The 18,135-nt window shown below is 66.8% G+C and carries 21 protein-coding genes; 9 read left to right on the top strand and 12 right to left on the bottom strand.

The annotated features are described in order from the left end of the window. Positions 1-77: 77 nt before the first annotated feature. Both AC07XB_RS19075 and AC07XB_RS19070 read right to left on the bottom strand, forming a co-directional pair. On the bottom strand, positions 78-476 hold the full coding sequence (locus AC07XB_RS19075) for a c-type cytochrome (RefSeq protein ID WP_441633577.1): 399 nt from the start codon (positions 474-476) through the stop codon (positions 78-80). A 12-nt stretch (positions 477-488) separates the two neighbouring features. Then, positions 489-836 (bottom strand): c-type cytochrome, encoded by a 348-nt coding sequence (locus tag AC07XB_RS19070; RefSeq protein ID WP_043344837.1) that lies wholly within the window; start codon positions 834-836, stop codon positions 489-491. A gap of 410 nt (positions 837-1,246) precedes the next feature. On the opposite strand from AC07XB_RS19070, the gene AC07XB_RS19065 reads away from it, so the two are divergent. Genes AC07XB_RS19065 through AC07XB_RS19055 form a run of 3 tightly spaced genes read left to right on the top strand, consistent with a single transcriptional unit; the run spans position 1,247 to position 3,978 of the window. Continuing rightward, positions 1,247-2,125, top strand: a complete 879-nt coding sequence (locus tag AC07XB_RS19065; RefSeq protein ID WP_043344836.1) for an AAA family ATPase — start codon at positions 1,247-1,249, stop codon at positions 2,123-2,125. A gap of 10 nt (positions 2,126-2,135) precedes the next feature. After that, the gene (locus AC07XB_RS19060; protein WP_492375773.1) at positions 2,136-2,750 is read left to right on the top strand and encodes a GNAT family N-acetyltransferase; all 615 of its coding nucleotides are present in this window, start codon (positions 2,136-2,138) and stop codon (positions 2,748-2,750) included. Between the two features lie 52 nt (positions 2,751-2,802). Continuing rightward, positions 2,803-3,978, top strand: a complete 1,176-nt coding sequence (locus AC07XB_RS19055; RefSeq protein ID WP_006156773.1) for a vWA domain-containing protein — start codon at positions 2,803-2,805, stop codon at positions 3,976-3,978. A 32-nt stretch (positions 3,979-4,010) separates the two neighbouring features. Here the strand turns inward: AC07XB_RS19055 and AC07XB_RS19050 are convergent, their stop codons facing one another. The 7 genes from AC07XB_RS19050 to gcvA all read right to left on the bottom strand — a co-directional run bounded on the left by AC07XB_RS19050 (position 4,011) and on the right by gcvA (position 9,703). Continuing rightward, complete coding sequence (locus AC07XB_RS19050; RefSeq protein WP_492387124.1) at positions 4,011-5,171, bottom strand: DUF1501 domain-containing protein; 1,161 nt, start codon at positions 5,169-5,171, stop codon at positions 4,011-4,013. A 5-nt stretch (positions 5,172-5,176) separates the two neighbouring features. Next, entirely contained in the window at positions 5,177-6,562 is a 1,386-nt protein-coding gene (locus tag AC07XB_RS19045) for a DUF1800 domain-containing protein (RefSeq protein WP_492829455.1), read from the bottom strand. An 82-nt stretch (positions 6,563-6,644) separates the two neighbouring features. Beyond that, complete coding sequence (locus AC07XB_RS19040) at positions 6,645-7,130, bottom strand: periplasmic heavy metal sensor (protein WP_174422869.1); 486 nt, start codon at positions 7,128-7,130, stop codon at positions 6,645-6,647. Continuing rightward, on the bottom strand, positions 7,127-7,525 hold the full coding sequence (locus AC07XB_RS19035) for a hypothetical protein (RefSeq protein WP_492807813.1): 399 nt from the start codon (positions 7,523-7,525) through the stop codon (positions 7,127-7,129). Before AC07XB_RS19035 ends, AC07XB_RS19040 begins: the two co-directional genes overlap by 4 nt. Beyond that, on the bottom strand, positions 7,522-8,082 hold the full coding sequence (locus AC07XB_RS19030) for an RNA polymerase sigma factor (RefSeq protein WP_492829457.1): 561 nt from the start codon (positions 8,080-8,082) through the stop codon (positions 7,522-7,524). Before AC07XB_RS19030 ends, AC07XB_RS19035 begins: the two co-directional genes overlap by 4 nt. A 256-nt stretch (positions 8,083-8,338) precedes the next feature. Beyond that, entirely contained in the window at positions 8,339-8,644 is a 306-nt protein-coding gene (locus AC07XB_RS19025; protein ID WP_492829459.1) for a YXWGXW repeat-containing protein, read from the bottom strand. 156 nt (positions 8,645-8,800) lie between these two features. After that, complete coding sequence (gene gcvA, locus AC07XB_RS19020) at positions 8,801-9,703, bottom strand: transcriptional regulator GcvA (protein ID WP_441633559.1); 903 nt, start codon at positions 9,701-9,703, stop codon at positions 8,801-8,803. A 170-nt stretch (positions 9,704-9,873) separates the two neighbouring features. Here gcvA and AC07XB_RS19015 point away from each other — a divergent pair, with 170 nt between their 5' ends. From AC07XB_RS19015 to AC07XB_RS19005, 3 genes are all read left to right on the top strand, one after another. Continuing rightward, entirely contained in the window at positions 9,874-10,860 is a 987-nt protein-coding gene (locus tag AC07XB_RS19015; RefSeq protein WP_150983798.1) for a tripartite tricarboxylate transporter substrate binding protein BugE, read from the top strand. 12 nt (positions 10,861-10,872) lie between these two features. After that, positions 10,873-11,745: an N-formylglutamate amidohydrolase gene (locus AC07XB_RS19010; RefSeq protein ID WP_492829461.1), complete on the top strand. Its 873-nt coding sequence runs from the start codon at positions 10,873-10,875 to the stop codon at positions 11,743-11,745. A gap of 313 nt (positions 11,746-12,058) precedes the next feature. Beyond that, the gene (locus tag AC07XB_RS19005; RefSeq protein WP_492829463.1) at positions 12,059-12,874 is read left to right on the top strand and encodes a BspC domain-containing protein; all 816 of its coding nucleotides are present in this window, start codon (positions 12,059-12,061) and stop codon (positions 12,872-12,874) included. 85 nt (positions 12,875-12,959) lie between these two features. Here the strand turns inward: AC07XB_RS19005 and AC07XB_RS19000 are convergent, their stop codons facing one another. After that, positions 12,960-14,102 (bottom strand): M14 family metallopeptidase, encoded by a 1,143-nt coding sequence (locus AC07XB_RS19000; protein ID WP_492376473.1) that lies wholly within the window; start codon positions 14,100-14,102, stop codon positions 12,960-12,962. A 94-nt stretch (positions 14,103-14,196) separates the two neighbouring features. Next, on the bottom strand, positions 14,197-14,982 hold the full coding sequence (gene yaaA, locus AC07XB_RS18995) for a peroxide stress protein YaaA (RefSeq protein WP_253932713.1): 786 nt from the start codon (positions 14,980-14,982) through the stop codon (positions 14,197-14,199). 39 nt (positions 14,983-15,021) lie between these two features. Here yaaA and AC07XB_RS18990 point away from each other — a divergent pair, with 39 nt between their 5' ends. Beyond that, complete coding sequence (locus AC07XB_RS18990) at positions 15,022-15,576, top strand: putative toxin-antitoxin system toxin component, PIN family (protein ID WP_492829465.1); 555 nt, start codon at positions 15,022-15,024, stop codon at positions 15,574-15,576. Positions 15,577-15,630: 54 nt separating this feature from the next. Continuing rightward, a complete protein-coding gene (locus AC07XB_RS18985; protein WP_492829467.1) occupies positions 15,631-16,818 on the top strand; it encodes a pyridoxal phosphate-dependent aminotransferase in 1,188 nt (395 codons plus the stop codon). Positions 16,819-16,896: 78 nt separating this feature from the next. Here the strand turns inward: AC07XB_RS18985 and AC07XB_RS18980 are convergent, their stop codons facing one another. Further along, positions 16,897-17,538, bottom strand: a complete 642-nt coding sequence (locus AC07XB_RS18980) for a glutathione S-transferase (RefSeq protein WP_492376477.1) — start codon at positions 17,536-17,538, stop codon at positions 16,897-16,899. A 240-nt stretch (positions 17,539-17,778) separates the two neighbouring features. On the opposite strand from AC07XB_RS18980, the gene AC07XB_RS18975 reads away from it, so the two are divergent. Then, positions 17,779-18,135, top strand: a 357-nt coding sequence (locus tag AC07XB_RS18975; RefSeq protein ID WP_492829469.1) for a 3-hydroxyacyl-CoA dehydrogenase NAD-binding domain-containing protein, incomplete at its 3' end; no start/stop codon positions are given.

Raw genomic sequence — 18,135 nt, 5'->3', positions numbered from 1 at the left:
GCAAAGAAAAAGCCGCTGGGATCAGCGGCTTTTTCTTGTTCCAGACCCGCGCGCGGCCTGGGCCGGCGCCGTCTGGCTTACTTCTTCAGGACCAGGCCGCCCGGCAACGATTCGATGTAGGCGGCGATATCCTTCAGCTCATCCCGGGTGAAGGGACGCGGCTTGCCATCCTTGCCCGTCACGCCGGGGTTGGCGTTGACCTGGCCAGCCATGATGGCGTTGGAGCGGCCCACCTGCGGGTTGGTGGTGATCTGGTAGGCAGCCAGCGCGTGGTACAGGTAGTCGGCATGCTGGCCGGCCAGCTTCGGGTAATCCGGGGTGATCGGGGCATTCAAGCCGGCGCCGTGGCAGGCCGCGCAGTTGCCCTTCTCCACCAGCGCCTTGCCGCGCGCGAGGTCGGCAGCCGAGGCGGTGATGGCCGAGGCGCCCAGCACGAGTGCGCCGATCGCGAGCGAAAGCGTCTTAAGCGTATTCATGGGTGGGTCCTCTTACTTCTGGGTGTTGTTTTGCGTGCTGGAAGACTGCTGCGCGTAGTAGGCAGCCACGTCGGCGATGTCCTGGTCGGTCAGGGTCGCGGCAATGCCACGCATGGTCGGGTGCTTGCGGTCGCCCTTCTGGTATTCCTTGAGCGCATTTTCGATGTACTTGGCGTTCTGGCCGCCGAGCAGGGGCACCTGGTACACCTCGGGGAAGGAGGCGCGATAGCCGGGAATCCCATGGCAACCAATACACATCGCGACCTTGTTTTTGGCGGCGTCCACATTGCCCTTGACTTCCTGGGCTTGCGCAGCCGTTGCGGCCGCGCCCAGCACCACCATCGTGAGGAGCTTTTTCATTGTCGTAGCTGATTGGAAGTGTTAAACCCTGCGTGACCTGCCCAACCGGTCGGAAATGGCTTCAGAATGCGTCCGGCCGGACCGTATCTGCCCGCGGGTAGATGCGGTGCTGCCAGCGTGGGCCGGATACCCGGGCGCCGTGGTAAGCGCTGCCGGTGCATCTCGGCGTTGTCTCCGCCTCATTCTGTAACCATCTCTTGTCATCGCCGCCTCCCGGCAAGGACCGCGGGAGTGACAAGGCGGACAAAGCGAGGGGGGTGGAGTCTTGGACGTGGGGGGCGCGTCAAACCGCCGCATTGTACAGCACGCTGCACGTGGCAGTCCAGCATGGCACGGCGAGCCACACGCGAACCGAAAAGCTCTTTTATACTGGCCAATTCCGACACGCACAAACCCCTTCAGGTTGCCCCATGTCCAACACCACCAACGCCAGCCAGAACCAGCAAAACCGTTTCGAAGGCACGCAGCAATACGTCGCCACCGATGACCTCAAGCTGGCCGTCAATGCCGCCCGCGCCCTGCAGCGCCCGCTCCTGATCAAGGGCGAGCCCGGCACCGGCAAGACCATGCTGGCCGAGGAGGTGGCCGCGGCGCTCGGCATGCCCCTGCTGCAGTGGCACATCAAGTCCACCACCAAGGCGCAGCAGGGCCTGTATGAATACGACGCGGTGTCGCGCCTGCGCGATTCGCAGCTCGGCGACGACCGCGTCCACGACATCCGCAACTACATCATCAAGGGCGTGCTTTGGCAGGCCTTCGAGGCCGACCAGCAAGTGGTGCTGCTGATCGACGAGATCGACAAGGCCGACATCGAATTCCCGAACGACCTGCTGCGTGAAATCGACCGCATGGAATTCTATGTGTACGAGACGCGCGAGCTGGTCAAGGCGCGCCACCGCCCGCTGGTGATCATCACCTCGAACAACGAGAAGGAGCTGCCCGACGCCTTCCTGCGCCGCTGCTTCTTCCACTACATCAAGTTCCCCGACGCCGAGACCATGCAGCGCATCGTCGACGTGCACTATCCCGGCATCAAGCGCGAGCTGGTAGCCGCGGCGCTCGAATCGTTCTATGAGATGCGCAACCTGCCGGGCCTGAAGAAGAAACCCTCCACGTCGGAACTGATCGACTGGCTCAAGCTGCTGATGGCCGAGGACATCCCGCCCGAAGCGCTCAAGAGCCCGGACAAGAAGGCCGCGATCCCGCCGCTGCATGGCGCGCTGCTGAAGAACGAGCAGGACGTGCACCTGTTCGAGCGTCTCGTCTTCATGAACCGCGCCAACCGCTGAGCGCCGCGCCATGGCACGCTTTATCGAACCCGTCACCCTGCGCGGCCAGCACGCCTTGCTGGAGCCGCTGCGCCCGGAGCATGAGGCCGAGGTACAGGCCGCCGTCGCCGATGGTGAGCTGTGGAAGCTCTGGTACACCTCGGTGCCGGCGCCGGACCAGGTGCGCGCGTGGACCGACACCGCGCTGCTAATGCGCGAGCAGCAGGGCGCGATGCCGTTTGTGATCCGCGAAGTCCGCGACGGCGTGCCGGGCGCGGTGGTGGGCGCGACGCGTTACTTCAATGTCGACGGCGCCAACCGGCGCCTGGAGATCGGCCATACCTGGCATGCGCAGCGCGTGCAGCGCAGCGCCGTGAACACCGAATGCAAGCTGATGCTGCTCACGCACGCGTTCGAGCAGCTGGCATGCATCGCCGTGGAATTCCGCACGCACTGGATGAACCACCAGAGCCGCACCGCCATCGCCCGGCTTGGCGCCAAGCAGGACGGCGTGCTGCGCAACCACCAGCGCATGCCCGACGGTTCGCTGCGCGATACCGTGGTGTTCTCCATCATCGCCAGCGAATGGCCGACGGTGAAGCGCCACCTGCAATACCGCCTGGACCTGCCGGGGCGCGCCTCGTGAACCTGCACGCAAACCGCCGCACCCGCTCCGGGAAACTCTAAGCGAGCCCACCATGCTGATCGATTTTTTCTTCTCGCTGCGCCACGCCAAGCTGCCCGTCTCGGTCAAGGAATACCTGACCATGCTGGAAGCGCTCAAGGCCGAGGTGATCACGCCGTCGATCGACGAGTTCTACTACTTGTCGCGCATGACGCTGGTCAAGGACGAGAAGCACTTCGACAAGTTCGACCAGACCTTTGCCGCCTACTTCAAGGGCATCGAAAGCCTGGTCGACTGGAAATCCGACATCCCCCTGGACTGGCTGCAAAAGACGCTGGAGCGCGAGCTCTCGGCCGAGGAAAAGGCCAAGATCGAAGCCATGGGGGGCCTCGACAAGCTGATGGAGCGGCTCAAGCAGCTGCTCGACGAGCAAAAGGAAAAACACGAGGGCGGCAACAAGTGGATCGGTACCGGCGGCACCTCGCCGTTCGGGCACGGCGGCTATAACCCGGAAGGCATCCGCATCGGCGGCCCGTCCAAGGGCAACCGCACCGCCATCAAGGTGTGGGAAACCCGCGCCTACAAGGACTACGACGACCAGGTCGAACTCGGCACGCGCAATATCAAGGTGGCGCTGCGCCGCCTGCGCCGTTTCGCGCGCGAAGGCGCGGAAACCGAGCTGGACCTGGACGACACCATCCACTCCACCGCCGCCAATGCCGGCCTGCTCGACATCAAGCTGCGCCCGGAGCGCCACAACAAGGTCAAGGTGCTGATGCTGATGGACGTCGGCGGCTCGATGGACGACCACATCAAGCGCGTGGAGGAATTGTTCTCGGCCACCAAGACCGAGTTCAAGCACCTGGAGTATTACTACTTCCACAACTGCGTGTATGACTACGTCTGGAAGAACAATCGCCGCCGCCATGCGGAGAAGATCGCCACGTGGGACCTGATCCACAAGTACACGCCGGACTACAAGGTGATCTTTGTCGGCGATGCCACCATGAGCCCGTATGAGATCCTGCAGCCCGGGGGCTCGGTGGAGTACAACAACCCCGAAGCCGGGGCGGTATGGCTCAACCGCCTGATCGAGCAGTTCCCGCGCTTCGTCTGGCTCAACCCCGAACCCGAAGGCCTGTGGCAATACCGGCAGTCGGTCACGGTGATCAACCAGATCATGAAGTCGCGCATGTATCCGGTCACGCTCGGCGGACTGGAGCAGGCGATGCGCCTGCTCTCCAAGTAACGCCACCGGGTCTGGACTGCTGCCCCTGTGTTTCAGGCGCGCAGCAGTCCGCCCAGCATTCCCCCCTGCTCGCCCCCTCCCCCCCGCCCGCGCCCGAACAGCGTGCGCGCCACGCGCTCGCTATCCAGCCCGAAGCTCTGTGCCGCTGCCGCGGCGATCAACCCATCCAGTTCCGTGGTCGGCGCCAGGTCGCGCCCCTGGTAAAGCGATCCCTGCGCCAGCCCCGGCCAGTCGGCCAGCACGCGCCCGCCTTTGACCCCGCCGCCCAGCAACATCGCCGCCGCGCCGGTGCCGTGATCGGTGCCGCCGGTGCCGTTGGCAGCGGCGGTGCGCCCGAACTCCGTGGCCACCAGCACGGTGGTGCGCTCCCATGACGGGCCCAGCCCGTCGCGCAGTGCTGCCAGCATGGTGTCCAGGGCCTTGAGGCGGGCCGCCAGGCGTGGCGCTTGCGCGCTGTGCGTATCCCAGCCGCCGGTCTCGATCATGGCAATGCGCGGCCCGTCCGCGCGCGCCAGGAAGCCGGCGGCGAGACGGCCGAGGCTGGCCGGGTCCTGGCGTGCACCGGCGTCGCCTGCCAGCCCGCGTGCCTGCATGGCCGCGTTCCAGAGCGGATGCAATTGCGGATCCATCTCGTAGAGCTGGCCGACGCGCGCGAGCAGGTCATCAGGTGCTGACGGCAGTGCCGATGGCGCATAGGAGCCGACCTCCACCGGCCCGCGCAGCGCCGCCGGCACCGTGGGCGCGAAGGCAATGGCATTCTCGGGCCGCTTGGGCAGCAGGCTCACCAGCCGGTTCATCCAGCCATCTTTCACCTGGTAAGGCGCGGCGCCGCCGGTCTCCAGCACGTTCTGGCCGTCGAAGTGCGAACGCTCGCGATATGGCGATGCTACCGCCTGCACGAACAGCGCCTGCCCGGCGGCGTACATCCGTGCCGTTTCCGTCAGCGCGGGATGCAACGCGAACGTGCCATCGAGCTTGGTGGCTTGCGCCGCATCGATGGCCAGCGCGCCACGCAGGCGGGCGTAACCAGGATCGGCGTAGGGAATGACCGTGTTCAGGCCATCGGCGGCACCGCGCTGGATGACGAAGACGAAGCGGCGATCGGAATCGACGCTGGCGAGCGTGAGGCGCGGCAACGCAAGCATGGCGGCGGCACCGCCCGTCGCGCGGAGGAAATCTCGGCGGGAAAACATGACAATCACCTCCGTTGAAAATCGGGCGACACCAGCAGCAAGGCCAGTGCGGTCTGCGCGCTTTCGGCACGCGCGATGGCGGCAGCGGTTGGTGCCGACAGCGTGCCCGCAAGCAGCTTGGGGCCGAGCTCGCGCGCGTCGATCCGGTCGCCGACGCGTGCGGCCAGCCGCTGCGCCAGCTCAACCCGGCGCACCAGCGCATCGGGTGCGGCCCAGCTTGCGGCAATGTCGTCGTAGCCCGCTGGCGAGCCCGGGCGCCAGACCGGCTGTCCGAGCTGGGTCAGCATGGGCGCGAAGTGCTGTGCGCCCGCCTCGCGCAGACCCAACCCGCGCAGGGAGGAAAGGGTCCACTCCCACGGCGTCTTGAATTTTGCCGGCTCGCTGGCCCAGGCCTCGGGCGACTGCACCAGCGCGCGGTACATCTCGGGCAGCGCGCCACCGCTACGCAGGTACGCCTGCGACACGCGCGCCACTAGCGCGGGCGGCGGCGCATCGGCAACGAAGTGGCGCACCAGCTTGGTGGCCAGGTGATTGGCCGTGGCCTCGCTCTGTGCAAGATCATGCAGCACGGCCAGCGCCTGCGCCTCGCCCTGCTGCGGGTAGCTGCGGCCGAGGATAGTGCGGGTGCCAGGCTCATGCACGCGCGCGCGGAACTGGAAGCGCCCGGGCTCGCCGTCGTCGCGCGCGCCCAGGCCGCCGATGCTCCAGCCGGTCAGCGCACGCGCGAACTCGGTCACGTCGGCCTGCTGGTAGCCGCTGCGCACGCCGAGCGTATGCAGCTCCATGATTTCACGCGCGAGGTTTTCGTTCAATCCGAGCTGGCGCTCGGGTGCGCGCTGCGCAGCCACCAGCGCGGCCATGCTGCCGGGGCCGATCGAGCGGACCTGGTCCAGGAAGACTTGCATGGCGGGATGGCGCTCCACCGCGACCAGCATGTCCTCGAAGCGTCCGAGCACATGCGGGCGGATCGCCTCGGCCTCGAAGGCGCCGGCCAGCGCGGCGACGGCCGGCTTCTCCACCGAGACCGCGAAGTGGTTGGACCAGAAATGCACCAGCCGCTCGACAAACGGCGCTTGCGTCACCAGCGCACTAGCCACGCGCGCGTCGACGGCATCGCGATAGGCCTCGCGCGTCTCGCGCTGCAATTGCTGGCGTGCCGCGGTCTTCGCATCGGCCTGCGCCTGGCGCACCTCGCGCTGCTGGGCGCCGAACTCGCCGGCCAGCGCGGCCGTGTCCGGCTGCGCGCTCCAGGCCGCGGGCCTGGCCTCGTAGTGCGCGAACTGGCCCAGCAGCCAGCCACGCGGATCGGCCGGCAGCGGCTCGTCCGGGCGCGCGCCCAGCCCGAACCGGTTGACCGCGACAGCCGCAGCCGTCATGGCGGTGTTTGTCATGCGTTGCTCCCCTGGGAAGTGCCTGTTGGCTTTGTCGCTATCGCCATTGCCATTGCCATCGTTGTCGTGGTCGATCGCCGCATCATGGCGCCGCCTTCGCGGGCCGCGCCTGGCCGGTGCGCAGCGGGCCGCGCTGGACCAGTGCATCGGCCAGAGTCTGCCGCTCCTCGGGCGACAGCGTGGCGGCGAAATCCACCACGCTGCTTTCCAGGCGGGCACGCACCGCGGCATCGGCCTCGCGCGTGCGGGCCAATGCCGCCGCCAGCGCGTCGCGCTCGAACTGCGGCTGCCGCAGCAATTGCTCCACCTGGTGGCGTCCGTCGCGCGCGGCGTCCACGTCCGACGCCGCGGCACGGCGCGCCGCGCGCAAGCCTTGCAGGAATTGCCTGCGCTGCTCGGCCTCCAGCCCGTCGGCGGCAAAGCGCAGGCCGCGCGGCTGCGCGGCCGCTTGGCGCTCCACGGCGTACCAGCGATAGCCGCCACCGCCAATCGCGCCCAGCAGGAACACGTTGACCAGCACGGAGACCGCCAGCGCTACCTTGAGCCGCTTCGGCGTACGCTCGTTCATTCCTCGCTCCCGTTATGCGCCATGCCACCAAAGCCGGTCGGGGCGTAGGGCAGATCGATAGCGGCCGGCGCCGGCACCGTGGCCAGCACGGCCGAGACCAGCAACGCGCCCGCCAAGGTGCCGGCCAGGCCGACGCCGGCCAGCCCTAGCCCGGACCACCACCACGGCGCGCGCGGCGCGGGCGCGCTCGCGGCAATGCGGCGCTGCAACGCCATCTCCGGGGCGGCCACCTGATGCGCGGCCAGCAAGCGGTCGAGCGCGGCGGCTTCGGCCAGCGCGCCACGATGCCCGGGCGCGGCAGCCATGGCCTGGCCCGCGGCGCGCTCCCCTTCGGGCCAGCGTGCCGGATCGGCGCCATAGCTCTCGGTCAGTGCGCGAAATCTCTCGGGTGTCATCGCAAATCCTCATGATGGCCGTCTTGCATGAGCAAATCGCGCAGGTTGCGGCGTGCGCGAGCGAGCAAGCTTTCCAGCGCCTCGATACTGATGCCCATCAGCGCGGCGGCCTCGCCATTGGGCAACTCCTGGTAATACTGCAGCACCAGCGCCTCGCGCTGGCGCGCGGGCAGCTTCGCCAGCGCCGCGCCTACGCGCGCGCCCTGCGCCGCCGCATCCAGCGCTTCCTCGGGCCCAGCCCCGGGCGCCGCCTGCTCGGGCGCCGGCTCCATGGCCTGCTCGCGCACGCCGCGCAAGCGGTCGTAGCAAAGGTTCAGCGCCACACGATGCAGCCAGGTGTCAAAGCGCGCCCGCCCGGGTTGCCAGCGCGCGGCCTGCTTCCACAACCGCACGAAGACTTCCTGCGCCACGTCTTCCGCTTCGCCGCGGTCGCCCAGCATGCGCGTGGCCAGCGCCAGCACGCGCGGCAGCTTGCGCGAAACCATCTCGCGCACCGCGGCTGCATCATGCCTGCCGACCCGCGCCAGCAGCGCATCGTCCGGATCTGTGTCGCTCAATGGGTGTGGTTCCGCGTTGCCGGTTCGTCCTTCTCATATGCCGCGCCCCCCTGGGGCGGGCGCGGCTTGCCTCGTCAGTAAACAAAAACCGGCGCGCGATAGTGGTAATAAGCGGGCCGGGCCGGCACGATCACACAGCCGGACAACGTGACGGCGAGAAGCGCCGCGATCAGAAGGCTTTTCATCGGTTACCCCTTGCTGTGGTTACTGCCATCGCACTTGACGAATGTCGTGCCGCGCACGGCGGTCGCGCCGGTCACCGCGCCCAATGCCCTTCGACCCAGCGCCATTGCGGACCACGCGCCATCCAGTGCCCCGGCACCCAGCGGTAGCCCGCCCTGGCCGGGCGCCAATGGCCGCCCACCCAGACGTAGGCGCCATTGCGCCATTGCCAGTGGCCCGGATCCCAGACATAGCCGCCGCGCGCGGGCGGCAGGACCTCCTGGCGCATCGGCGGGGGCGCCGCGGGTGCAATCACGATGGTTTGAGCGAATGCCGGCGCCAGCGCGAACGCCGCCGTCACGGCGACGCCCAGGCGGATAAGGCGAGATGAGAGGGGCATTGGTCTGCGCATGAGAGCCTCCAGTCCATGATCCACAGCCTGGCGCGGTTTGCACGCAGGCTTGTCATTCATGTCTGTCATGTCTCTTAAACGCAGGCGGGTGGAAAAAACCGTCGCGGAAAAGCGTAAGTTTTGATTACAGCGGCGGCGCGCGGCTCACGCCACCACGTCGACGCCTTCCATCACCCACTGGCGAAAGGTCTGCAGCGCCGGCAGATGCTGTTTCTGCTCGGGATAGCAAAGGTAGTAGCCCTTCTTGCTCAGCACCCGCGCCGGATGCGCCACCACCAGCACGCCGGTGGCGAGTTCCTCCTCGATCAGGCAGCGCGGGATCAGCGCGATGCCGAGCCCCGACATCGCCGCCTGCGTCAGCAGCGAGAACTGGTCGAAGCGCGCGCCGCTCCACGCCTTGCGGGTCGCCACGCCAAGCTCGGCGAACCAGTCGGGCCAGGCTTCGGGTACGGTGGTGTGATGCAGCAGGGGAAAACGCAGCAGCGCCGAGGGCACGCGCGCCATGCCTTCCGGCTCGCCGGCCAGCAGGGCCGGGCGGCACACGGGAAGCACTTCGCGGCCAGTCATGTAGTCGGCAAGGCTGCCGGGCCACATGCCGTCGCCGAAGCGGATGGCGGCATCGAGGTCGGGCTGGGAAAAGTCGTAGCCCTGCGCGTGCGGCACGAATTCAAGGCTGACGTCGGGATGCTTCTCGAAGAATTGCGGCAAGCGCGGAATCAGCCACTTGGCGCCCAGCGTGGGCATGCTGGCGATATGCAGGGTGCCGCCGCGGCCCTGCTTGGCGATCAACTCCACCGTGGCGGCCTCGATCTCGGTCAGGCTCGGGCGGATGCGGTCCAGGTAGCGCTGGCCGGCATCGGTCAGCATCAGGCGCTGGCGCACGCGCTCGAACAGTTCCACGCCAAGGAAGGCCTCCAGGCTGCGCACCTGCTTGCTCACGGCACCCTGGGTGACGTGGAGCTCCCGCGCCGCGGTGGTGAAGCTGTTGTAGCGTGCGGCAGCCTCGAAGGCCTGCAATTCAGTCAGCGACGGACATAAGCGTCGCATAGATAACCCCTTACTTCACTACCAAACGGAATGATCGCACGATTTTATTTCGTTTGCGGTGTGCCTGCACGAACAAGCAGAATCAGGGAAGCCTTTCTTTTCCGCGCTTTCACCGCTTTCACCGCTTTAATCGCTCTCCTTCTCTCCTCCCTCCATTCAGGAACCGAACCATGCAACGCCGTAACATGCTCCGCCTCCTTGCCGCCGCCACTGGCGCCGCCGCCGCCGGCCTGTCGCTGTCGGCCGCTGCCCAGGGCACGTACCCGACCAAGCCGATCTCGCTGGTTGTGCCGTTCCCGGCAGGTGGCACCACCGACATCGTGGCGCGCATCGTGGCCGACAAGCTCGGCCAGCAACTGGGCCAGACCGTGGTGGTGGACAACCGCGGCGGCGCCGGCGGCAGCATTGGTACCGGTTACCTGGCCAAGGCCGCGCCGGACGGCTACACCCTGGGCATCGCCACCGCGTCCACGCACGGTATCAACCCGGCCGTGTACCCGCGCCTGTCGTACGACGCCACCAAGGACTTCACCACCATCACCAACCTGGCTTCGGTGCCCAACGTGATGAGCATCAACCCGGCGGTGAAGGCCAACGACATGAAGGCCTTCATCGCGCTGGCCAAGGCCCAGCCGAACAAGATGGCCTACGGCTCGGCCGGCAACGGCAGCGTCTCGCACATGATGGGCGAGCTGTTCAAGATGAGCAGCAAGACCGAGCTGCTGCACGTACCTTACAAGGGCGTGGGCCCGGCGCTCAACGACGCGCTGGCCAACCAGGTGCAGGTGCTGTTCGACAACCTGCCGTCCTCGCTGCCGTTCATCGAAGGCGGCAAGCTGCGCGCCCTGGCCGTGGCCTCGCCCAAGCGCGTGCCGGCCCTGCCCAACGTGCCGACATTTGCCGAACTCGGCCTGCCTGAAGTCAACGACGCCGCCTGGTTTGGCCTGATCGCACCGGCCAACCTGCCCGCCGACGTGCAAGCCAAGCTGCACGACGCCACCGTCAAGGTACTGGCGCTGCCAGAAGTAAAGGCTAAGCTGGAGAAGCTGGGCGCGGTGCCGGTTGGCAACACGCCGGCGCAATTCGCCGCGCAGATCAAGTCCGAAGTGGCGAAGAACAAGCGCATCGCCGCCGCAGCCAAGATCACCCTGGATTAAACGACGCACATCATGACGGAAGCAGACCGAAAGACCGGGCTCAGCCCTTACCTCCTGCAACTGCCGCAAGGCGAGAGCAGCCCGCTCTTTCTCGATTCGCCGCATAGCGCTACCAGCTACCCGGCCGATTTCCGGCCGGCGGCCGGCTTGCCCCTGCCGCTGCTGCGCCAGGCCGAAGACACCTTCGTCGACGAGTTGTACGCCGACGCTCCCGCACGCGGCATTGCGCTGCTGTGCGCGGGCTTCCCGCGCAGCTACCTCGATGCCAACCGCGGCATCGAGGAAATCGATGAAGCCGTGCTCGACGCGCCCTGGCCCGGCCCGCGCCAGGAAACCTCCAAGACCCGTCTTGGCAAGGGCCTGGTGTGGCGCGTGCTGGATACCGGCGAGGCCATCTACGACCGCAAGCTGAGCGTGGCCGAGGTGCAGGCGCGCATTGCGCAGTACTACCTGCCCTACTACGCGCAACTGCAAAAGCTGGCCGACCAGGCCATCGCCACGCACGGCAGCGCCTGGCACATCAACTGTCACTCGATGCCCAGCCAGGCGGCGCAGTACGCCACCGAGCATCCCGGGCTGCAGCATCCGGACTTCGTGGTGGGCGACCGCGACGGCACCACCTGTGACACGCGCTTCACGGACCGCGTGGAAGGCGTGCTCAAGGAGATGGGCTACGACGTCTGGCGCAACCACCCCTACAAGGGCGTGGAAATCGTGCGCGTGGTGGGCCAGCCGGCGCAAAAGCGCCACAGCCTGCAGCTTGAGATCAACCGCAAGCTGTACATGGACGAAGTCGGCCTGGTGCACAACGCGGGCTTCGGCAAGCTGAAGGCAGACCTCAACGCGCTGCTGGACGACCTCAAGGCCTTCGTCAAGACAATCTGAGCGGGTTCAGCGTTTTCGCATTTGAGGGCGTTGAACACTGGGAGGCCCGCCGCGCATTGCGTGGCGGGCCCAACCGGCACCCGCGCCGGGCTCACTCGTGCCTCACGCTTGCATCACCCCTCGCGCCGCCATCCCCGGGCGGCCCGTGCAGCCGGGCAAAACACTGCCCTGCGCTGCACTCTGCTGCACATCCGGCATGCATTCCCTTCGGGTAGAACCCTTAAGTCGGGAGATTTCGGAACTTTGCCGCATGGGTTTCCTCTATCATGGCAGACCTTTGCCAACCCCTTACGCTCCAAAGCAAGACGATCCCGTGATCCGACGAATCTCTGACCTCCTCAGCAGCCGGCTGTGTGCGCTCGCTGCTGCAGTGGCAGGTGCGATCGCCCTGGTGGGCTGCGCCGATACCCCGCTCAATGATCGCGACGCCGTGATGTCCCCCAGCGTCGCCACCCCGGCAGCCGCTGCCAACTCCGCATCCACCCGCCCCGCGCCGACCCCGCCCGCCACCGCCGCACCGCCCACCAAGACAGTGACCCTGCCCGCGCAAGGCCGCGTGAGCCTGGCCGAGTACCGTGCGCAGATGCGCGAGCAACTGATGCAAACGGAGAACGCCAGCGCGGATGTGGCCGATTGCGCCGCGCACGCCAGCTGGGTCGTGCCCCGCTCGGCCACCTACGACGCCTTGAAGATCCCCACCGGCGCGCTCGGCGCCGGCCAGGCTACCGTCGAGCCATGGGACGGCCGCTTCTCGCAAGGCAAGCAAGCGGTGCCGGTCAGCTCGGTGGTGACATTTTCCGCGACCGCCCACAAGCGCCGCGCCGAAGCCCAGTGGGAACCGGTCAAGGTACGCTGCGGCTATGCCGACGGCATGATGCTGGCCTATGAATTGCTCGATGGCAGCGGCACCGTCATCAGCGAGCCGGCAGCCGCGCCCGCCGTACGCAGCAGCAGCACGCGCCAAGCCACCAGCGGCAAGGGCCGCAAGGGCAGCAAGGCAAGCAAGTCCAACTCGGGCAAGTCCGCGAAGGCAACCGCGTCCTCTTCCAGGTCGGGCAGCAGCAAATCGACCGCGAAGAGCAGCAGCGCCAAGACCACCAGCAAGTCGACTACCAAGAAGACACACTGAGTGCTGCCCAGGCGCTGCCAGCCCTGCGCATGGAGCCGCCCGGCACCTGGCCACCTGAGTGGCGGCCAGGTGCCAGATCGCGCCCTCAGCCCAGTTGCGCCAGCACCGCCTGCAGCATCGCAGCGCCCAGCAGGGCGCTGCGCGCGCCATTCCAGCCCACCGCCGGATCGGGCTGGTCGGCATTGTCCTTGAATGGCATCTCCAGCGTCAGCGACAGGCAGCCAAAGGTATGGCCGATGTACTTCGAGGCCAGTTTGAGCGCGTCCTGGTTGTACTTGCTGGCGGCGTAGCCGTGCACATCCTGGAAGTCCGGCGTGGCGCGCTTGAACGCGTCGATGAAACGCAGTTGCTCGGCCTTCTGCACCTCGGTAAAGCCGGGCAGCATCTCGCTGCCCGCGACGAAGTTATAGGGCAGGCCCTCGTCGCCATGGATGTCGAAGAACATGTCGCAGCCGGTGGCCTCGATGGCACGGCGCACGTGATACACCTCCGGGCTGGTCTGCTCGCTGGGGGCCATCCATTCGCGGTTGAGGTTGGCGCCAGCCGCATTGGTGCGCAGGTTGCCACGCGCCGAGCCGTCGGGGTTCATGTTCGGCACGATATGGAACACGGCGCGCTCCAGCAGGCGGCGCGCCACGGGGTCGCCGGCCCACATGCCAGTGCCCGTCAGGCGCTGCAGCACGCCCTCGCAGAACCATTCCGCCATGGATTCGCCGGGATGCTGGCGCGCGATCATCCAGATGGCCTTCTTGCCGTCGCCAGGCGTGCCGACCGTGACCGCGGTCATGTCGCGGCCATCCACCGTGCTGCCCAGGTGTGACAGCCGCGCCAGCGGCGAACGCTGGCAAGTGGCTAGCAGGGACAGGTGGCGGTCCTCGGAGTACGGCTCGAAGTAGGCCAGCCACACGCTGTCGTGCTCGGGCGTGAAGGCCACCGTCATGGTGCTGCCATCGAAGCTGGTCGGCACGCGGAACCATTGCGCGCGGTCATAGGAGGCCACGGCTTGGTAGCCGCGCCAGCCGTCGGGGTAGGTGCAGTCGCCGGCATTGAGAAACTGCAGGCGGCATGCCTGGCCAGCCGCGCCCTGCAGCCGGAAATGGAACCACTGGCGGAACTCTGCATGCGAGTCGGCCCGGATGCGCAGGCGGATGTCGCTCGCCTGCGCAAGCGATTCGACTTCAATCGCGCCCGAATCGAAGCTGGCGGAAATATGCAGGGCTGAACTCATGATGTGGCGTCTCGGAGGGTTCGGGCCGGGATGCCTGTAGGCCATCCCTGGCACTGGGTTCGGGGGCGATAGGGCGTAGCCGGCGCAGCGTGCGTCAGTCTTCCAGGCGGCGGCGGAAGACCCAGCGGGCGTCGTCGGATGCCGCGGCATCAAAGGCGTAGCCATGCTCGGCGAAACGCTTGAGCTTGGCCGGCTCGGTGATGCGATGCGTCACCGCGTAGCGGGCCATGAAGCCGCGCGCCCGCTTGGCGTGGAAGGAAATGATCTTGTAGCGGCCGCCCTTCCAGTCCTCGAACACCGGCGTGACGATCCTGGCGCCAAGCACCTTGGGGCGCACCACCTTGAAGTATTCCTCGGAGGCCAGGTTGACCAGGGCCGGGCTGCCTTCTGCCTTCTGTGCCTTGAAGTCATCGTTGAGCAACTGCGTGACGTCATCGCCCCAGAACGCATAAAGATCCTTGCCCGCCACGTTGTCCAGGCGCGTGCCCATCTCCAGGCGGTAGGGCTGCATCCAGTCGAGCGGGCGCAGCACGCCGTACAGGCCGGACAGGATGCGCACATGCTTCTGCGCGAAGCCAAGGTCATCGTCCGACAGGCTGGATGCGTCGAACCCCTCGTACACATCGCCGTTGAAGGCGAGCACGGCCTGCTTGCTGTTGGCCGCGGTAAATTCCGGCGACCAGTCGCCGTAGCGGGTGGCGTTGAGCACCGCGAGCTTGTCGGAGATGTCCATCAGCGCCCCGATATCCTGCGGCGCGAGCTTGCGCAGACGCTCGATCAACACCGCCGAACGGTCGATAAAACGGGGCAGCGTATGGGTCTTCAGACGCGGGGGCGTCTCGTAGTCGAGCGACTTGGCAGGGGACAAGACGATGAGCATGGCAAAATCGCGGCAAACACAAAGGCCAGATTGTAACGAATGCACCCCGACTCTACCGCAGTACCCCTCAATTCCCCGCCGTCCCCACAGGCCAACCCCGTCGCCGGCCCGCCGGCACCGCGGGTCGTGCTCGACTCCAACATCTGGGTCGACCTGCTGGTCTTTGCGGATCCGCACGTCGAACCGATCCGGGCCGCGCTGGACACCGGCGCCATTGCCGCGGTGATCCGCGCCGATTGCCGCGAGGAGTTGCGCCGAGTGCTGGCTTATCCGCAATTTGCCCATTTTGGTGTCGATATTCCCGCCGCCATGGCCACTGTCGACCGGCTGACCGCCCTCATCGCCATCCCGGAAGAAGCCGACATCGCGGCGGCCCGCCTGCCGCGCTGCCGCGATACCGACGACCAGAAGTTCATCGAGCTGGCGCACTTTGCCCAGGCCGCCTGCCTGGTCTCCAAGGACAAGGCCGTGCTCAAGCTCAAAGGCCGCCTGCGCCGCCAGAGCGGCGTGGATATCCTGCTGCCCCAGGCCTTCGCCAACTGGCTGACGGCGCGCGAGGAGGCCGCGGCACAGGCGCCGGCCGATCCCCGCTAGAATGCCAGCATCGTTTTCCGCCCATCCCGACCGCCCAGCCTGACGCAGCTTCCCATGCCCACGAACCTTTCCGCCCAGCCCGGCACCCTTGCTCCCCTCACGCCGCCGGCTTCGCGCCTGCCCAAGGTCGGCACCACCATCTTTACCGTGATGTCGGCGCTGGCCGCCGAGCGCAATGCCGTCAACCTCGGCCAGGGCTTCCCGGATTTCGACTGCGACCCGAAGATCGTCGATGCCGTCGCGCACGCCATGCGCGCTGGCTTGAACCAGTACCCGCCGATGGCGGGCGTGCCCAAGCTGCGCCAGGCCATCGCCAGCAAGATCGGCAAGCTGTACGGCCATGCCTATGACTGGGACAGCGAGATCACGGTCACCGCGGGCGCCACCCAGGGCATCCTGACCACCATCCTGTGCGCCGTGCATCCGGGCGATGAAGTGATCGTGCTGGAACCCTGCTACGACAGCTACATCCCCGCGATCGAAATGGCCGGTGGCAAGGTCGTGTCGGTGGCCCTTGACGCGCCGCACTTCCACATCCCCTTTGACCGCCTCGCCGCCGCGATCACGCCGCGCACGCGGATGCTGCTGATCAACACGCCGCACAACCCCACCGGCACCATCTGGCGCGCCGGCGACATGGATCGTCTGGCCGCACTGCTGGCCGGCACCGACATCCTGCTGCTGTCAGACGAGGTGTACGAGCACATGGTGTTCGACGGCCAGCCGCACCAGTCGGTATCGCGTCACCCCGAGCTGGCACGGCGCAGCTTCGTGGTATCGAGCTTCGGCAAGACCTACCACGTGACTGGCTGGAAGGTGGGCTATGTGGCCGCGCCGGCCGCGCTCTCGGCCGAGTTCCGCAAGGTGCACCAGTTCAATGTGTTCACGGTGAACACCCCGGTGCAACATGGCCTGGCCGACTACATGGCGGACCCGGCGCCCTACCTGGACCTGGCGACCTTCTACCAGGCCAAGCGCGACTTCTTCCGCGCCGGGCTGGCCGGCACGCGCTTCAAGCTGCTGCCGTCGGACGGCACCTACTTCCAGTGCGTGGACTACTCCGCCATCTCGGACATGAGCGAGGCGGATTTCTCGATGTGGCTCACGCGCGAGATCGGCGTGGCGGCGATCCCCGTCTCGGCCTTCTACTCCCAGCCGCGCGAGTCCGGCGTGGTGCGCTTCTGCTTTGCCAAGAAGGAAGAGACGCTGGCGCTGGCGCTGGCGCGGTTGAAGGCGCTGTAGGCACCGCTCTGGCCAGCGAAAAAAGCGCCCGCGGCATGCCGCGGGCGCTTTTCTTTTTGCTTTGTGCAAACCCTTCGCTTACTTCCGGCCGCTCAGCATCAGCTCGGTATTCGCCTTGCGATCCTCATTCACCTTTTGCACCGTCGGGCGCTCCGACATGCGCTTGAGGTACTCCTTGACCGGCAGGTCGGCCAGCATGTCCGTACCGTAGATGATCTTGGTGCAAGACGAGATCAGCGGAAAGTGCACCACCGCGGCGCAGTCCGCCAGCGTAAAGGTGTCGCCCGCCAGGTAGGGCGAGAACTTCGCCAGCTTGGCGAAGGCGGGGATATAGCGCTCCAGCAGCTTTTTCTGGCGTTCCTTGACGCCGTCGCTGACCTTGCCGCCGAAAAACGCTTCAGCGTAAAGCTCGCGCGCGGTCAGCTCCAGGTACAGCTCCAGGAAGGTCACCAGCTCGCGCACCTTGGCCGCCTCGTAGGGGCTGGCGGGCAGCAGCGGCGTTTGCGGGTAGGTCGCCTCGATGTAGGCGTCCAGTACTTCGGACTCGCATAGCGGGCCGTGATCGGTGATCATGTAGGGCACCTTGCCCAGGGGGGTGGCTTCGAGATCGGTCTTGCCGATCCAGGCCAGCTCCTCCTCGAACGGCAGGTTCTTTTCCAGCAAGGCCAGCTTGACCTTGTTGTAGTAGTTGCTGGCGGCAAAACCACAGAGTTTCAGCATGTCGTCTCTCTCCTCGTTATGGCGTGATTGGCGTGATTGGCAACCCACCGGGTGGATCGCGATGAAATCAGGGGCTAAGGTACCCTGCCCACACACAGGCAAGCAGGCATTGTGTGCCATGACAGACTCTGGCGGTCCGCGTTGGCCGATCAGCGCACGCCGCCTGCATCGCCCCACTGTCGCGGATGATGCAAAAAACGTACGATCGTGCTAATTTAACCACACTTTTCTGGACGCACTATGAGCACTTTCACCATTGACTCGCTAGGCATCGTCGGCACCGGTGCCATGGGCCGGGGCATTGCCCAGATCGCCGCGCAGGCCGGGCTGACCGTCCGCCTGTACGACACCAACCCGCAAGCCGTGGCAGCCGCCCGGCAATACCTGCAGGATACGTTCGCCAAGCTGACCGAAAAAGGCAAGATGAGCGCCGAGGACGGCGCCGCCGCGCTGGCCCGCGTGCTGCCCTGCAATGCGCTGGAAGACCTGGCCGGCTGCGACATGGTGCTCGAGGCCATCGTCGAGAAGCTCGAAGTCAAGCGTGACCTGGTCGCCAAGCTCGAAGCCGTCCTGCGTACGGATGCCGTGATTGCCTCC

The sequence above is a fragment of the Cupriavidus sp. GW821-FHT02F09 genome (assembly GCF_059421605.1).
The sequence above is the reverse complement of the archived record's forward strand: the minus strand, read 5'-3'. Positions and strand labels throughout refer to the sequence as shown.

Coding starts and splice junctions, on each gene's coding strand:
- yaaA (WP_253932713.1), bottom strand. CDS start 14,982: ATGCTCATCGTCTTGTCCCCTGCCAAGTCGCTCGACTACGAGACGCCC.
- AC07XB_RS18985 (WP_492829467.1), top strand. CDS start 15,631: ATGCCCACGAACCTTTCCGCCCAGCCCGGCACCCTTGCTCCCCTCACG.
- AC07XB_RS19075 (WP_441633577.1), bottom strand. CDS start 476: ATGAATACGCTTAAGACGCTTTCGCTCGCGATCGGCGCACTCGTGCTG.
- AC07XB_RS19010 (WP_492829461.1), top strand. CDS start 10,873: ATGACGGAAGCAGACCGAAAGACCGGGCTCAGCCCTTACCTCCTGCAA.
- gcvA (WP_441633559.1), bottom strand. CDS start 9,703: ATGCGACGCTTATGTCCGTCGCTGACTGAATTGCAGGCCTTCGAGGCT.
- AC07XB_RS18990 (WP_492829465.1), top strand. CDS start 15,022: ATGCACCCCGACTCTACCGCAGTACCCCTCAATTCCCCGCCGTCCCCA.
- AC07XB_RS18980 (WP_492376477.1), bottom strand. CDS start 17,538: ATGCTGAAACTCTGTGGTTTTGCCGCCAGCAACTACTACAACAAGGTC.
- AC07XB_RS19040 (WP_174422869.1), bottom strand. CDS start 7,130: ATGAACGAGCGTACGCCGAAGCGGCTCAAGGTAGCGCTGGCGGTCTCC.
- AC07XB_RS19065 (WP_043344836.1), top strand. CDS start 1,247: ATGTCCAACACCACCAACGCCAGCCAGAACCAGCAAAACCGTTTCGAA.
- AC07XB_RS19045 (WP_492829455.1), bottom strand. CDS start 6,562: ATGACAAACACCGCCATGACGGCTGCGGCTGTCGCGGTCAACCGGTTC.
- AC07XB_RS19055 (WP_006156773.1), top strand. CDS start 2,803: ATGCTGATCGATTTTTTCTTCTCGCTGCGCCACGCCAAGCTGCCCGTC.
- AC07XB_RS19025 (WP_492829459.1), bottom strand. CDS start 8,644: ATGCCCCTCTCATCTCGCCTTATCCGCCTGGGCGTCGCCGTGACGGCG.
- AC07XB_RS19070 (WP_043344837.1), bottom strand. CDS start 836: ATGAAAAAGCTCCTCACGATGGTGGTGCTGGGCGCGGCCGCAACGGCT.
- AC07XB_RS19060 (WP_492375773.1), top strand. CDS start 2,136: ATGGCACGCTTTATCGAACCCGTCACCCTGCGCGGCCAGCACGCCTTG.
- AC07XB_RS19000 (WP_492376473.1), bottom strand. CDS start 14,102: ATGAGTTCAGCCCTGCATATTTCCGCCAGCTTCGATTCGGGCGCGATT.
- AC07XB_RS19035 (WP_492807813.1), bottom strand. CDS start 7,525: ATGACACCCGAGAGATTTCGCGCACTGACCGAGAGCTATGGCGCCGAT.
- AC07XB_RS19015 (WP_150983798.1), top strand. CDS start 9,874: ATGCAACGCCGTAACATGCTCCGCCTCCTTGCCGCCGCCACTGGCGCC.
- AC07XB_RS19050 (WP_492387124.1), bottom strand. CDS start 5,171: ATGTTTTCCCGCCGAGATTTCCTCCGCGCGACGGGCGGTGCCGCCGCC.